Raw genomic sequence first — 15,351 nt, 5'->3', positions numbered from 1 at the left:
CAATTTAAAGAACCGTTATATCTCAAGAATTTTCAGGGACTAAAATGAACAGAAGAAGAAAACTGTTAATACCGTTGTTATTCTGCGGCGCGATGCTCACCGCCTGCGATGACAAATCGACGGAAAACGCCGCCGCCATGACGCCTGAGGTCGGTGTCGTCACACTCTCCCCCGGTTCGGTCAATGTGTTGAGCGAATTGCCCGGTAGAACCGTTCCTTATGAAGTTGCCGAGATACGCCCCCAGGTGGGCGGTATTATCATTAAACGCAACTTTATCGAAGGCGATAAAGTGAACCAGGGCGATTCGCTGTATCAGATTGATCCTGCGCCTTTACAGGCCGATCTAAACTCCGCCAAAGGCTCGTTGGCGAAAGCACTCTCAACCGCCAGCAATGCCCGCATCACCTTCAACCGCCAGGCATCATTGCTGAAGACCAACTACGTTAGCCGTCAGGATTACGACACCGCGCGCACCCAGCTGAATGAAGCAGAAGCCAATGTCACCGTCGCCAAAGCGGCTGTTGAACAGGCGACTATCAACCTGCAATACGCAAATGTCACCTCGCCGATTACGGGCGTCAGCGGGAAATCGTCGGTGACCGTCGGCGCACTCGTTACCGCTAATCAGGCAGATTCGCTGGTTACCGTACAACGTCTGGACCCGATTTATGTCGATCTCACGCAGTCGGTGCAGGATTTTTTGCGCATGAAAGAAGAGGTCGCCAGTGGGCAAATCAAACAGGTTCAGGGCAGTACGCCAGTACAGCTCAATCTGGAAAATGGTAAACGTTACAGCCAGACCGGCACGCTGAAATTCTCCGACCCGACGGTGGATGAAACCACGGGCTCCGTGACGTTACGGGCGATTTTCCCCAACCCAAATGGTGACTTGCTGCCTGGCATGTACGTCACGGCATTAGTGGATGAAGGTAGCCGCCAGAATGTATTACTGGTGCCGCAGGAAGGCGTCACCCACAACGCCCAGGGTAAAGCAACGGCGCTCATTCTGGATAAAGACGATGTCGTGCAGCTACGCGAAATTGAAGCCAGCAAAGCCATCGGCGACCAGTGGGTTGTCACTTCTGGTTTGCAGGCTGGCGATCGGGTGATCGTTTCCGGTTTGCAACGTATTCATCCGGGTATCAAAGCACGTGCAATTTCCTCCAGCCAGGAAAACGCCAGCACCGAATCGAAACAATAACGTTGCAGGCTTAAGGGGACTTTCATGGCTAACTATTTTATTGATCGCCCGGTTTTTGCCTGGGTACTTGCCATTATTATGATGCTTGCAGGTGGTCTGGCGATCATGAACTTACCGGTTGCGCAATATCCGCAGATTGCGCCACCAACCATTACCGTCAGCGCAACCTATCCGGGTGCCGATGCGCAAACGGTAGAAGACTCGGTCACTCAGGTGATTGAGCAAAATATGAATGGGCTTGATGGCCTGATGTACATGTCTTCAACCAGCGATGCGGCGGGTAATGCCTCCATCACTCTGACCTTTGAGACGGGAACATCGCCTGATATCGCGCAGGTTCAGGTGCAAAATAAACTGCAACTCGCTATGCCTTCATTACCTGAAGCGGTGCAGCAGCAGGGGATTAGCGTCGATAAGTCGAGCAGTAATATCCTGATGGTAGCGGCGTTCATTTCTGATAACGGCAGTCTCAACCAGTACGATATCGCGGACTATGTAGCGTCTAATATCAAAGACCCGCTAAGCCGTACCGCGGGCGTTGGTAGCGTACAACTCTTTGGTTCCGAGTATGCCATGCGTATCTGGCTGGACCCGCAAAAACTCAATAAATACAACCTGGTACCTTCCGATGTTATTTCCCAGATTAAGGTGCAAAACAACCAGATTTCCGGTGGTCAACTGGGTGGCATGCCACAGGCGGCAGACCAGCAACTGAACGCCTCGATCATTGTGCAGACGCGTCTGCAAACGCCGGAAGAATTTGGCAAAATCCTGTTGAAAGTTCAGCAAGATGGCTCGCAAGTGCTGCTGCGTGATGTCGCCCGCGTCGAACTTGGGGCGGAAGATTATTCCACCGTGGCGCGCTATAACGGCAAACCTGCGGCCGGGATCGCCATCAAACTGGCTACCGGAGCAAATGCCCTGGATACCTCACGGGCAGTCAAAGAGGAGCTGAACCGCTTATCAGCCTATTTCCCCGCAAGTCTGAAGACGGTTTATCCTTACGACACGACGCCGTTTATCGAAATTTCTATTCAGGAAGTTTTCAAAACACTGGTTGAGGCTATCATCCTCGTCTTCCTGGTCATGTATCTGTTTTTGCAGAATTTCCGTGCCACAATCATCCCGACGATTGCCGTACCGGTGGTTATTCTCGGGACGTTTGCGATCTTGTCGGCGGTCGGTTTCACCATCAACACCCTCACCATGTTCGGGATGGTGCTGGCGATAGGGTTGTTGGTGGATGACGCCATCGTGGTGGTAGAAAACGTCGAGCGCGTGATAGCGGAGGATAAACTGCCGCCGAAGGAAGCAACGCATAAATCGATGGGGCAAATCCAACGCGCTCTGGTCGGGATTGCCGTTGTGCTTTCCGCGGTGTTTATGCCAATGGCCTTTATGAGCGGTGCAACCGGGGAGATCTACCGACAGTTCTCCATCACGCTGATCTCCTCCATGCTGCTTTCAGTATTTGTGGCAATGAGCCTGACCCCTGCCCTGTGCGCCACCATTCTGAAAGCCGCGCCGGAAGGCGGTCACAAACCTAACGCCCTGTTCGCACGCTTCAACACGCTGTTTGAAAAATCGACTCATCACTATACCGACAGCACCCGCTCGCTGTTGCGTTGTACCGGTCGCTACATGGTGGTCTACCTGCTGATTTGCGCCGGGATGGCAGTGCTGTTCCTGCGTACGCCGACCTCTTTCTTACCAGAAGAGGATCAGGGGGTATTTATGACCACCGCGCAGTTACCTTCCGGTGCCACCATGGTTAACACCACGAAAGTGCTGCAACAGGTGACTGATTATTATCTGACAAAAGAGAAAGATAATGTTCAGTCGGTGTTTACCGTTGGCGGCTTTGGCTTCAGTGGCCAGGGGCAAAACAACGGTCTGGCGTTTATCAGCCTCAAGCCGTGGTCTGAACGTGTCGGCGAGGAAAACTCAGTTACCGCGATCATTCAGCGGGCAATGATTGCGCTAAGCAGTATCAATAAAGCCGTCGTCTTCCCGTTCAACTTACCCGCGGTGGCTGAACTGGGTACCGCTTCAGGTTTTGATATGGAACTGCTGGACAACGGTAACCTGGGGCACGAAAAACTGACCCAGGCGCGAAACGAGCTGTTATCACTGGCTGCGCAATCGCCGAACCAGGTTATCGGGGTACGCCCGAACGGCCTGGAAGATACGCCAATGTTCAAAGTTAACGTCAATGCCGCGAAAGCCGAGGCAATGGGCGTGGCGCTGTCCGATATCAACCAGACAATTTCCACCGCCTTCGGCAGCAGCTACGTGAACGACTTCCTCAACCAGGGACGGGTGAAAAAAGTGTATGTCCAGGCAGGCACGCCGTTCCGTATGTTGCCGGATAACATCAACCAGTGGTATGTACGCAACGCCTCTGGCACGATGGCACCGCTTTCTGCCTATTCGTCTACCGAATGGACCTATGGTTCGCCGCGACTGGAACGCTACAACGGTATCCCGTCAATGGAGATTTTAGGAGAAGCGGCGGCCGGGAAAAGTACCGGTGACGCCATGAAATTTATGGCAGACCTGGTCGCTAAACTTCCGGCAGGCGTCGGCTACTCATGGACCGGACTGTCTTATCAGGAAGCGTTATCCTCAAACCAGGCTCCCGCGCTGTATGCCATTTCACTGGTCGTGGTGTTCCTCGCCCTTGCCGCACTTTATGAGAGCTGGTCAATTCCGTTCTCGGTGATGTTGGTTGTACCGTTAGGCGTCGTTGGCGCATTACTGGCCACCGATCTGCGCGGCTTAAGTAATGACGTCTACTTCCAGGTTGGTTTGCTGACTACCATCGGGCTTTCCGCCAAGAACGCCATCCTGATCGTCGAATTTGCCGTTGAGATGATGCAGAAAGAAGGGAAAACGCCGATAGAGGCGATCATCGAAGCGGCGCGAATGCGTTTACGCCCAATCCTGATGACCTCTCTGGCCTTTATTCTCGGCGTGCTGCCGCTGGTAATCAGTCATGGTGCCGGTTCCGGCGCGCAAAACGCGGTAGGTACCGGCGTGATGGGCGGGATGTTTGCCGCAACAGTGCTGGCCATTTACTTCGTTCCAGTCTTTTTCGTTGTAGTGGAACATCTCTTTGCCCGCTTTAAAAAAGCGTAACGTGTAAATGAGAGTAAGGTTGAACGTGAGGGTTCAGCCTTACTCTTTCCTGCTAACCATTCACCACTCAACAACCAGCTGACCGTCAGGAATACCAGGCTTAGTACACAGCACTGAAAGTAGAAGCCACTCCAGCCATTCGTCATCAATTTGAACAGCACAATACTGACCCACATTCCCGTAATCGTATGAATTGTCAGCTTAATAATCCCAAACATGCCGAGTCTTTTCCTCCTGAAAATACCTATACCGCCTGGCATACTGCGAAAGAGAACTAGCCGGTAGCCCGGCAGAAATCATCAGGGAAGAGTTTCACATGAAGCACGTGTGAGATCCTGACCAATATTCAAATGCGAAATATGTCAGGAAAAGGTACCTGGCGAATGTTGCGCAAACTGATGTGGCGTTACACCATAATATTGTCGAAATGTGTTTATAAAGTACGACGTACTGCTATACCCACATTTTTCTGCAATAGTATGTAGAGGAATTTGACGTAACTCGAGTAATCGTCTGGCCATCGACATCCTGGAAGCGAGTAATATTTTACTGAAACAGGTATTTTCGTCCTGCAACTTTTTTTTGATTAGACTCTCGCTGGTATACATTCTTTCCGCGATATCGCGCAGATACCAACGTTTAGCGATATCAAAGCTAATAAGGCGTTCAACTTTTCCTGAAACAGTGCTGATACTATTGAAAAGTAAGGGGATTAGTTCTTTCTTATGAGAAAACATAGATAAACAGGAAAGGTAAAGCATATTGCTCAGTATCGGCGAATTTACTCCGGATTCATTGAAACTATCAAAAATCGCCGTCACCAGAGGCATGGGCGGGGACTGGTTAATTAACAAACGGTCTTTGCTATGTAACCCTAAATTGCGCGGTAACTGACGAATATTTTGTAAGTAATGGCAAACTGTCAGCTCATCGATATCCAGTCGTCGTGTATCCGGTGAACAAAACGCAAAATCGTCTGCCAAATTTTTATCCAGCAGTAGAATACTTTCGTTGTGCAACGATATTTTTTGCTGTTCATGATGAATATCCAATGAACGACGAACGAGGATCACCGAGCAGACATGAGTCATGACTATCCCTTATATTTCATTACTGCGATTATTTCAATTTCAGTATACTAATGAAATGATGCCAGACCGCTTCTTCGTGCATAAACTGCCATATTTGGTAGGACCAAAAGTTATCCAAAAAGTAGTTTGGCATAACAGTTAATTGATAATAAGAAAATGCAAGAAGAATATATTTTCACACAGCGCATAGCTTATGTTTATAAAAAAATGGCTGATCTTATCTCCAGTAAAAGTTATATTTAACTTACTGAGAGCACAAAGTTTCCCGTGCCAACAGGGAGTGTTATAACGGTTTATTAGTCTGGAGACGGCAGACTATCCTCTTCCCGGTCCCCTATGCCGGGTTTTTTTTATGTCTGGGTAAAAACTATAATCTTATTTCTTCCGCAGAATAGTTAGTACCGTAAAAATTCCCTTGCGCAACAATACTTGCCGCCGAGTCACGGTTCGGCAATCCCTGCGCCGATCGCTCCTGATACTCTGTGGGCGTCATCCCATAATAATTTCGAAAAACGTAAATGAAATACGACACGCTGTGATAACCACAGGACACTGCGACTCTTTTAATTGAAAACCCATGTATAACAATAAGTTGTAAAGCACGTTGCATTCTACACTCAGTAAGCAACTGTGAATATGACGTACCTTCTTCGCGCAATTTTTTCTTTAACAGGCTTGAACTCATCAACAGCTCGCTGGCGATTTGGGCTAATGTCCACTCATGGGCGATATTATTATTGATGACCGTACAAACTCGTGTTCGCATGTTCGGTTGCAAAACGTTCAGAAGCAGCGGTATAAACTGCTCGTCCTCCAGGAAAACAGATAACAACGCAAAGATTAATGCTCTTTTACGGAGCATTTCTGCATAGCGCAGATTCTTATTCTGCGATAGTTGCGCAACCTCCTGAAAAACAGGAATATCTCTGGTACAGTGATGAACGAGTAACGAAGGAACTTTTTTATGTGCATGAAGATTTAATGCCTCCTCCTTGAGCATCGGGAGAAATAATGAAAGCGTGTCCCTTGAAACTAATACAAAATTCTCGACACACTTATCCACTTGAATTTGACTTGCATCCGCAAAAACCAGTTCACCGCCATTAAAATAGCGATATTCACCATTAACCATGGTGAGAATATATTTATGTCTTGCGTACGCAATTAGACAATTACCATGTAGTGATTGCATAGTCGGCTTAATATTACATAAACATATTACTGTTTATTAATGTAGCACGCCGCCCTCTTAAGTCAAATTGATTGATAAATAAATTTAAACGAAGCGGGAAAACAGGATGATGATGTGTGATGATAGTCGGGCTGGATAACTGGATTTATAATACAAAAAAAGGCGTTAAAAACGCAGAGGAATTATTAGTAAGCAAATAATCCCTTATTGTGATATTAAACGGTCCTGCCACCCTTAATAACATTCATATAACATATATCTTATCAACACGATGAATAAACAGCCAATATATTATTGCATTAATAAGTAACCGAATGCCCCACCTGTTTTTGAAGGTCGGGGCATTCGGTTTTTACAACATTATGTTATTAGGTGTGTTTAAAGCTGTTCTGCTGGGCTATACCCTGCAGTTTCGGGTGATCGCTGAGGTATTTCAGGGAGGCTTTGTAGTCTTCCAGTAACAGTTCAGCAAAGTCCATTTCGAAGCCACGACGGCACATAATGCGCATCACCACGATGTCGGTGGCTTCACCGCCGAGGGTGAAGGCCGGAACCTGCCAGCCGCGCAGACGCAGACGTTCAGAGAGGTCATACAGGGTGTAACCCGGATCTTCACCATCTTTCAGTTTGAAGCAAACCGCCGGGATGCCTTCATCCGGGCGACCGGTACAGATGAACTCATACGGCCCCAGTTTGGCGATTTCATCTGCCAGATAGGCAGCTACCTGGTAGGAAGCGTTCTGTACTTTGGTATAGCCTTCACGACCGAGGCGCAAGAACTCGTAGTACTGTGCAATTACCTGGCCCGCCGGACGGGAGAAGTTGATGGCGAAAGTGCCAATCTGACCACCGAGGTAGTCAACGTTGAATACCAGTTCCTGCGGCAGCGCTTCTTCGTCACGCCAGATAACCCAGCCGCAGCCCAGCGGAGCCAGACCGAATTTGTGGCCTGAAGCACTGATCGATTTCACACGAGGCAGGCGGAAGTCCCAGACGATATCCGGGGCGACGAACGGTGCCAGGAAGCCACCGCTGGCGGCGTCGATGTGCATGTCGATGTCGATACCGGTGTCGGCCTGGAATTTATCCAGTGCATCGTGCAGCGGTTGCGGGAACTCATAGTTACCGGTGTAGGTCACGCCGAAAGTCGGCACCACGCCGATAGTGTTTTCGTCGCAGGCTTCAATCATGCGTTTCGGGTCCATAAACAACTGACCGGGGCGCATAGGGATTTCACGCAGCTCCACATCCCAGTAACGGGCGAATTTATGCCAGCAGATTTGTACCGGGCCGCACACCAGATTAGGTTTATCCGTTGGCTTGCCTGCGGCTTCCATACGCTTGCGCCAACGCCATTTCATCGCCATCCCGCCGAGCATACAGGCCTCGGAAGAGCCAATGGTGTTGGTGCCAACGGCCTGACCGTTTTTTGGCGCAGGCGCATGCCACAGGTCAGCAACCATGTTTACGCAACGCAGGTCGATAGCTGCAGATTGCGGATATTCTTCTTTGTCGATCCAGTTTTTGTTGATCGACAAATCCATCAATTTATGGACGTTTTCGTCGTCCCAGGTCTGGCAGAAAGTGGCCAGGTTCTGACGAGCGTTGCCATCAAGATATAATTCATCATTGATAATCTGGAATGCGACATCATCGCGCATTTCGTGCAGCGGAAATCGTTTTGACTCCGCGATAGTAGAAATGGCCTTTGCGCCAAAACGTGAATCGAGTAGTTCTGAGCGGAAATCCGTTAACAGCTTCTGGTCCATTTCGAACTCCTTAAATTTATTTGAAGGCAATAAAAAAGTAGGATTTATCCGCAATGGAAGCAAGGCATTACAGGCTTAATTTAAATAACAAAATCCTAAGCAGAAAAACGACTTTTTATAATATAAACATTTAACATGATAATATTAAAAACAGACTTTATTGTCGTAATAAAAATCGCCCAAACATTCCTGTTCGGGCGATCAAATTAATTATTGTTTATCCTGCATATACGGCGTATATACCCCGTTCAGACTGTGCAGGAAAGCTACGATATCATCCACATCCTCCTGCGGCAGCTCTTTGCCTACCTGATAGCGCAGCATCAGTTTTACCGCCCCGTCCAGCGTCGGCACGTCACCGCGATGGAAGTACGGTGCCGTTAAAGCAACGTTACGTAAACCGGGTACTTTCTGACGCAATTTATCACGCTCTTCTTTAGTAACATTCATACGACCAATATCCGCCGCCGTAATTTCCCCAAAGTTAAAGTCTTTTTTCAGCCCCAACGGCTCGAAAGAACGTCCGCCGAGAATAATACCACCATGACAAGTTGCACATTTATTATCTTTAAATAATTGATAGCCTTTTTTCTGTTGCACCGTCAGCGCATTCTCATCTCCACGCAACCATTTATCAAATGGGGAATCCGGCGTAATTAATGTTTTCTCAAATTCAGCAATAGCATCAGTAATATTTTCGCCACTGAAACCTTGCGGATAGACTTCGAGGAACTGCGCTTTAAGCTGCGGATCTTTTTCCAGCTTAGCAATAATTTCGTCCCAGGATTTCGACGCCATTTCAATCGGGTTCAACGGCGGTCCACCCGCCTGATCCTGCAATGTTGCCGCACGACCATCCCAGAACTGCTCAACGTTAAATACTGAGTTAAATACCGTCGGTGCGTTAATCGGTCCAACGGCACCACCAACACCAATCGACGTTTTTCTGCCATCAACGCCACCCGCATTTAACGCATGGCAATGTGCACATGAAATGGTGCTATCAGCCGATAAACGGGGATCATGATACAGCGTAAAACCCAACGCCACTTTTTGCGCATCGGTAGGCAGTTTTTGCGGAATAGGCTGCACCGGTTCATTGCGATGCTCCGGAGCAGTATCATTACTGGCGTAATATTCCGCGCGCTGTTTTGCAATCCAGGCAAGTATTTCCGCCCGCTCTTCATCACTCACCTTACCCGCCCAGTGTAGCGCGGTGTAACGCGTTGGCGGCATAGTTTCATACTGCATCACCCATTCAATCTTATTCAGATCGCTTTGCGAAACGGGTTTATCTGCCAACAGAGCCGCACGCACGGCCTCGAGGTTAAAAGATTTATATCCAAGCTTAATGTCGTAATCCATCAACTGTTTCGCGCCAGGAATATAATAATAGGCGGGTAATTCTGCCGAAGGCGTATGACAATAGTCGCATCCTTTTTCGCGAAGAAAACCTAAAACCTGATTATTTTCACTGACAGCAGATGCCTGAACATCGGCCTGTTTACTGCGTTTATTATCGTGGTACCACACATAACCAGATAACCCTAAATAGCAAATCGCGACGCCAGCCAGGCCGATCGCGGTAATACGTGAGACCATTTTCATTATTCTTCCCTCACGGTGGTGAGTTATTGTGACCCAGAAAATTTTCCAGAATGCTGCAAACGTCTCTGCGAGACAAAGCCATCATAAAAAACAGGGAAATACGCTTTTTGATAGGAATCAATCAATTACATGAATATAAACTATCAATAAGATAGCCTGTGCCTATTATAAAGAGCAGGGATGGCATATCATGATTGCGACGAGAGCAGGATTGAATGTTCTGAAAATGAAAAACAACACGGAATCCGTATTTTTATAAATTCTATTGATATTAGTGCGTTATATTTTTTGACAAGTTAATAAACGTGATCCACCGCACGCTTTGTCGCCCACCAGGCGGAGCGAATGACTACCCTTAAAGAAAAGCCCGATAATTAGCGACGAATTTCGGAGGTCGGATCCTTATGCTCAATCAGAAAATTCAAAACTCTAATCCAGACGAACTGATGATCGAGGTTGATCTCTGCTATGAACTGGACCCGTATGAATTAAAACTGGATGAGATGATCGAGGCAGAACCAGAACCCGAGATGATTGAAGGGCTGCCCGCCTCTGATGCGCTGACGCCTGCCGATCGCTATCTCGAACTGTTCGAGCATGTTCAGTCGGCGAAAATTTTCCCCGACAGTAAAACCTTTCCCGACTGCGCACCCAAAATGGACCCGCTGGATATTTTAATCCGCTACCGTAAAGTGCGCCGTCATCGTGATTTTGACTTGCGCAAGTTTGTTGAAAATCACTTCTGGCTACCGGAGGTCTACTCCAGCGAGTATGTATCGGACCCGCAAAATTCCCTGAAAGAGCATATCGACCAGCTGTGGCCGGTGCTAACCCGCGAACCGCAGGATCACATTCCGTGGTCTTCTCTGCTGGCGCTGCCACAGTCTTACATTGTTCCAGGGGGCCGTTTTAGCGAAACCTACTACTGGGATTCCTATTTCACCATGCTGGGGCTGGCGGAAAGTGGTCGGGAAGATTTGCTGAAATGCATGGCCGATAACTTCGCCTGGATGATCGAAAACTATGGTCACATCCCCAACGGCAACCGCACCTATTATTTGAGCCGCTCGCAACCACCGGTTTTTGCGCTGATGGTGGAGTTGTTTGAAGAAGATGGCGTACGCGGTGCGCGCCGCTATCTCGACCACCTGAAAATGGAATATGCCTTCTGGATGGACGGTGCAGAATCGTTGATCCCTAATCAGGCCTATCGCCATGTTGTGCGGATGCCGGACGGATCGCTGCTCAACCGTTACTGGGACGATCGCGACACACCGCGTGACGAATCCTGGCTTGAGGACGTTGAAACCGCGAAACATTCTGGTCGCCCGCCCAACGAGGTGTACCGCGATTTACGCGCGGGGGCGGCCTCCGGTTGGGATTACTCTTCCCGTTGGCTGCGTGATACCGGTCGTCTGGCGAGCATTCGTACCACCCAGTTCATCCCCATCGATCTGAATGCCTTCCTGTTTAAACTGGAGAGCGCCATCGCCAACATCTCGGCACTGAAAGGCGAGAAAGAGACAGAAGCACTGTTCCGCCAGAAGGCCAGTGCCCGTCGCGATGCGGTAAACCGTTACCTCTGGGATGATGAAAACGGTATCTACCGCGATTACGACTGGCGACGCGAACAACTGGCGCTCTTTTCCGCTGCCGCCATTGTGCCGCTCTATGTCGATATGGCGAACCATGAACAGGCCGATCGCCTGGCAAACGCCGTGCGCAGTCGGTTACTTACGCCTGGCGGGATTCTGGCAAGCGAGTACGAAACCGGTGAACAGTGGGATAAACCTAACGGCTGGGCACCATTACAATGGATGGCGATTCAGGGGTTTAAAATGTACGGCGATGACCTTCTGGGTGATGAAATCGCGCGCAGCTGGCTGAAGACGGTGAATCAGTTCTATCTGGAACAGCACAAACTGATTGAGAAATACCATATTGCCGATGGTGTTCCCCGCGAAGGCGGCGGTGGCGAGTATCCGTTGCAGGATGGGTTTGGCTGGACTAACGGTGTGGTACGCCGTTTAATTGGTTTGTACGGCGAACCATAATATTTTTACAGCCAGCCGCTAACTTCCTGCTGGCTGTAAAATTATCCTCTTCAGGAGGAGATATTTAACATCATTGCCGCCTGGGTGCGATTTTTCACTTCCAGACGGCGATACAGTGATTCCAGATGCGCTTTTACCGTTCCGGTACTGATATTCAGCGCCCTGCCGATCTCTTTATTTGATTCGCCCGCCGCTAACATGGTTAAAATCTCCCGCTGGCGGGCGCTTAACGATTTGAGATCTTTAATGTCCTTTTCCGGCGTCGTTCGCCAGTCTCCAGGCAGAAACATCATCCCCATCGCCGCACTATTGACCGCCAACGCAAATGTCTCGACGGTTGAATCACGAGGCACAATGGCCAGTACATTAAAATGAATAACTTCCTGTAACCACCGTTTGTTGCAATCCGTCGCCGTAATTAACACCTTAACCTCAGGAAATTGCACCACGGTTTTTTGCAGCAACCAGTAGCAAAACTCACCATCCTGATCGCCATCGAGCATCACTAAGGCTTCAGGGTAACTTTCCAGCTTTTGCCATAACTCGTCTGCCTGACTGGCCCCCTGAATACTCACTCCTGGAATACGATGCTGTAAACTGATTTTCATTCCATGAATAAATATTGACTGCCTGTCAAACATGACTATTTGCATAACTGAATCTCCACCTGAATACGTTAAAAAGACTTAAGTAGTGGAAGGGTATTACCCGCGAGAAAAAATAAGAATTCGCCATTTGGCGGTGGCCATTCTACAGAGATGACGCGTAGAAAATAGTTACCGATATAAATAGTTACAGCTAAACGCCTGAAATTACATGTCGAGGGCACTATTTAAAACAATTTTGAGGATTTCCTTATATTGGTGGTTAGTACGCATGCAATTAAAAATGAAATTCCGCGACTACAAACAAAAATAACAAACGCCAATGAGACAAAAATAAGCACAAATAGCCAACACGGCCTCTGTTCACTTTAAAGGGAATCGCTGAAAAATACGCTCTGTTTAAGGGGATTCACCTTTCTCATAAAGCTATTCCGCCCTTTTCCTACTGAGAAATCGCCACATTCGTCATGACAACATTGTGAAACCCGGCATTAGATGTTAGAAAAACAATAAACAATGCGATATGCGCGTTACTGTTTCGCTGTGAACAACAATCGGTCAAAGAAATGGATAAAATTCACGCAATGCAGTTGTTCATCAAAGTCGCGGAGCTGGAAAGTTTTTCCCGCGCAGCGGATTTCTTTGCTTTGCCAAAGGGAAGTGTTTCGCGCCAGATACAGGCACTGGAACATCAACTTGGCACCCAGCTTCTCCAGCGCACCACGCGACGGGTCAAACTCACGCCAGAAGGCATGACCTATTATCAACGGGCAAAAGATGTGTTGAGTAATCTCAACGAACTGGACGGTCTGTTTCAACAGGATGCCACCAGTATCAGCGGTAAATTACGCATCGACATCCCACCAGGAATCGCGAAAAGCCTGTTACTGCCGCGCCTGTCGGAATTTCTCTATCAGCATCCGGGAATTGAGCTGGAACTGAGTAGCCATGACCGTCCGGTAGATATTCTTCACGATGGTTTTGATTGCGTGATACGCACTGGCGCGTTACCGGAAGATGGCGTTATCGCCCGTCCCCTCGGCAAACTGACCATGGTCAACTGTGCCAGTCCGCACTATCTGACGCGCTTTGGTTATCCGCAAAGCCCCAACGATCTGACTTCGCACGCAATAGTGCGTTACACACCGCACCTGGGTGTACATCCGTTAGGTTTTGAGGTTGCCAGCGTTAATGGCGTCCAGTGGTTTAAGTCTGGCGGCATGTTGACGGTAAACAGTGGCGAAAACTATCTCGCCGCCGGTCTTGCCGGTCTGGGGATTATTCAGATCCCGCGCATTGCCGTGCGCGAAGCCCTGCGTGCCGGGCGGCTTATTGAAGTATTACCTGGCTACCGTGCCGAGCCGCTCTCCCTTTCGCTGGTTTATCCGCAGCGTCGGGAGCTTTCCCGGCGTGTAAACCTGTTTATGCAGTGGCTGGCTGGCGTAATGAAAGAGTACCTGGACTGACCGACTATACTTTTTAAGAATGATCAAGACAGAAGGATAAAAGAGCGGATGACGCAGGAAAACGAGATTAAACGTCCCACCCAGGCTCTGGAGCTCGAGCCGATTAAACCGCTGGATAATAGCGAGAAAGGCGGCAAAGTTAGCCAGGCGCTGGAAACCGTCACCACTACTGCCGAAAAAGTCCAACGCCAACCGATTATTGCGCACCTGATTCGCGCGACTGAACGCTTTAACGATCGGCTGGGGAATCAGTTTGGTGCGGCTATCACCTATTTCTCATTTTTGTCGATGATTCCGATTTTGATGGTGTCGTTTGCCGCCGCTGGTTTCGTTCTGGCCTCCCATCCGATGCTGCTGCAGGATATCTTCGACAAAATTCTGCAAAATATTAGCGATCCGACGCTGGCAGCTACATTGAAAAACACCATCAATACCGCCGTTCAACAGCGTACGACGGTAGGGCTTGTCGGCCTGGCGGTGGCGCTTTATTCCGGCATCAACTGGATGGGTAACCTGCGTGAAGCGATTCGCGCTCAATCGCGCGATGTCTGGGAACGTTCGCCACAGGATCAGGAAAAATTTTGGGTTAAATATCTGCGTGATTTTATTTCGCTGATTGGTTTGTTGATTGCGCTCATTGTGACGCTTTCGATCACCTCGGTTGCCGGTTCGGCGCAGCAAATGATTATTAGCGCCCTGCACCTGAACAGCATTGAGTGGCTGAAACCAACGTGGCGGTTGATTGGCCTGGCGATTTCCATCTTCGCCAACTATCTGCTTTTCTTCTGGATCTTTTGGCGATTGCCGCGCCACCGTCCGCGCAAAAAAGCGCTAATTCGCGGAACATTTCTGGCTGCTATAGGTTTTGAAGTGATTAAAATCGTGATGACCTACACACTGCCATCGCTGATGAAATCTCCGTCTGGCGCAGCATTTGGCTCCGTGCTGGGACTGATGGCGTTTTTCTACTTCTTCGCTCGTCTGACGCTGTTTTGCGCGGCGTGGATTGCCACCGCCGAATACAAAGACGACCCGAGAATGCCGGGGAAAACGCAGTCTTAAAATATGCCGGATGCAGCGTAACGCCTTATCCGGCCTACGAATTTATTCGGCCTGGCTCCCCGTAGGCCGGATAAAATGCGCCAGCATCGCATCCGGCTATCATGCGCACATAACCTCTTGAAACTCTTCCCCAGAGCCTCTTCAGCCATCTATTCGGGAGCAAA

General features: G+C 49.0%; 10 protein-coding genes. 5 read left to right on the top strand and 5 right to left on the bottom strand.

The genetic code is table 11. From position 1 onward, the window contains the following. Positions 1–92: 92 nt before the first annotated feature. Together mdtE and mdtF are read left to right on the top strand one after the other, a co-directional pair. Entirely contained in the window at positions 93–1,202 is a 1,110-nt protein-coding gene (gene mdtE, locus AACU19_RS22565) for a multidrug transporter subunit MdtE (RefSeq protein WP_311023917.1), read from the top strand. Between the two features lie 24 nt (positions 1,203–1,226). After that, complete coding sequence (gene mdtF / locus AACU19_RS22560) at positions 1,227–4,340, top strand: multidrug efflux pump RND permease MdtF (protein ID WP_105278571.1); 3,114 nt, start codon at positions 1,227–1,229, stop codon at positions 4,338–4,340. A gap of 362 nt (positions 4,341–4,702) precedes the next feature. Here the strand turns inward: mdtF and gadW are convergent, their stop codons facing one another. The 4 genes from gadW to ccp form a co-directional block, all read right to left on the bottom strand. Then, positions 4,703–5,431, bottom strand: a complete 729-nt coding sequence (gadW, locus tag AACU19_RS22555; RefSeq protein WP_000150009.1) for an acid resistance transcriptional activator GadW — start codon at positions 5,429–5,431, stop codon at positions 4,703–4,705. 367 nt (positions 5,432–5,798) lie between these two features. Beyond that, entirely contained in the window at positions 5,799–6,623 is an 825-nt protein-coding gene (gadX, locus tag AACU19_RS22550; RefSeq protein ID WP_001191078.1) for an acid resistance transcriptional activator GadX, read from the bottom strand. Between the two features lie 368 nt (positions 6,624–6,991). Further along, on the bottom strand, positions 6,992–8,392 hold the full coding sequence (locus AACU19_RS22545; protein WP_000372240.1) for a glutamate decarboxylase: 1,401 nt from the start codon (positions 8,390–8,392) through the stop codon (positions 6,992–6,994). Positions 8,393–8,602: 210 nt separating this feature from the next. After that, positions 8,603–10,000, bottom strand: a complete 1,398-nt coding sequence (gene ccp / locus AACU19_RS22540) for a cytochrome c peroxidase (protein WP_032185385.1) — start codon at positions 9,998–10,000, stop codon at positions 8,603–8,605. Positions 10,001–10,404: 404 nt separating this feature from the next. On the opposite strand from ccp, the gene AACU19_RS22535 reads away from it, so the two are divergent. Then, a complete protein-coding gene (locus AACU19_RS22535) occupies positions 10,405–12,054 on the top strand; it encodes an alpha,alpha-trehalase (protein ID WP_105278570.1) in 1,650 nt (549 codons plus the stop codon). Positions 12,055–12,104: 50 nt separating this feature from the next. Here the strand turns inward: AACU19_RS22535 and AACU19_RS22530 are convergent, their stop codons facing one another. Then, entirely contained in the window at positions 12,105–12,707 is a 603-nt protein-coding gene (locus AACU19_RS22530; RefSeq protein WP_001167663.1) for a helix-turn-helix transcriptional regulator, read from the bottom strand. Between the two features lie 518 nt (positions 12,708–13,225). Here AACU19_RS22530 and AACU19_RS22525 point away from each other — a divergent pair. Both AACU19_RS22525 and yhjD read left to right on the top strand, forming a co-directional pair. Continuing rightward, positions 13,226–14,125 carry a LysR family transcriptional regulator gene (locus tag AACU19_RS22525; protein ID WP_105278569.1) on the top strand — a complete coding sequence of 300 codons (900 nt, stop codon included), beginning with the start codon at positions 13,226–13,228 and terminating at the stop codon, positions 14,123–14,125. Positions 14,126–14,173: 48 nt separating this feature from the next. Further along, positions 14,174–15,187 carry an inner membrane protein YhjD gene (gene yhjD, locus AACU19_RS22520; RefSeq protein WP_105278568.1) on the top strand — a complete coding sequence of 338 codons (1,014 nt, stop codon included), beginning with the start codon at positions 14,174–14,176 and terminating at the stop codon, positions 15,185–15,187. Positions 15,188–15,351 lie beyond the last annotated feature (164 nt).

It is taken from the genome of Escherichia sp. MOD1-EC4550 (assembly GCF_963876935.1).
In the GTDB taxonomy this organism is placed as follows: Bacteria; Pseudomonadota; Gammaproteobacteria; order Enterobacterales; family Enterobacteriaceae; genus Escherichia; species Escherichia coli_F.
The sequence above is the reverse complement of the archived record's forward strand: the minus strand, read 5'-3'. Positions and strand labels throughout refer to the sequence as shown.

What these genes read in the sequence shown, in the direction of transcription:
- AACU19_RS22525 (WP_105278569.1), top strand. Translation starts at nt 13,226, where the DNA reads ATGGATAAAATTCACGCAATGCAGTTGTTCATCAAAGTCGCGGAGCTG.
- mdtF (WP_105278571.1), top strand. Translation starts at nt 1,227, where the DNA reads ATGGCTAACTATTTTATTGATCGCCCGGTTTTTGCCTGGGTACTTGCC.
- mdtE (WP_311023917.1), top strand. Translation starts at nt 93, where the DNA reads ATGCTCACCGCCTGCGATGACAAATCGACGGAAAACGCCGCCGCCATG.
- ccp (WP_032185385.1), bottom strand. Translation starts at nt 10,000, where the DNA reads ATGAAAATGGTCTCACGTATTACCGCGATCGGCCTGGCTGGCGTCGCG.
- AACU19_RS22545 (WP_000372240.1), bottom strand. Translation starts at nt 8,392, where the DNA reads ATGGACCAGAAGCTGTTAACGGATTTCCGCTCAGAACTACTCGATTCA.
- AACU19_RS22535 (WP_105278570.1), top strand. Translation starts at nt 10,405, where the DNA reads ATGCTCAATCAGAAAATTCAAAACTCTAATCCAGACGAACTGATGATC.
- gadX (WP_001191078.1), bottom strand. Translation starts at nt 6,623, where the DNA reads ATGCAATCACTACATGGTAATTGTCTAATTGCGTACGCAAGACATAAA.
- yhjD (WP_105278568.1), top strand. Translation starts at nt 14,174, where the DNA reads ATGACGCAGGAAAACGAGATTAAACGTCCCACCCAGGCTCTGGAGCTC.
- gadW (WP_000150009.1), bottom strand. Translation starts at nt 5,431, where the DNA reads ATGACTCATGTCTGCTCGGTGATCCTCGTTCGTCGTTCATTGGATATT.
- AACU19_RS22530 (WP_001167663.1), bottom strand. Translation starts at nt 12,707, where the DNA reads ATGCAAATAGTCATGTTTGACAGGCAGTCAATATTTATTCATGGAATG.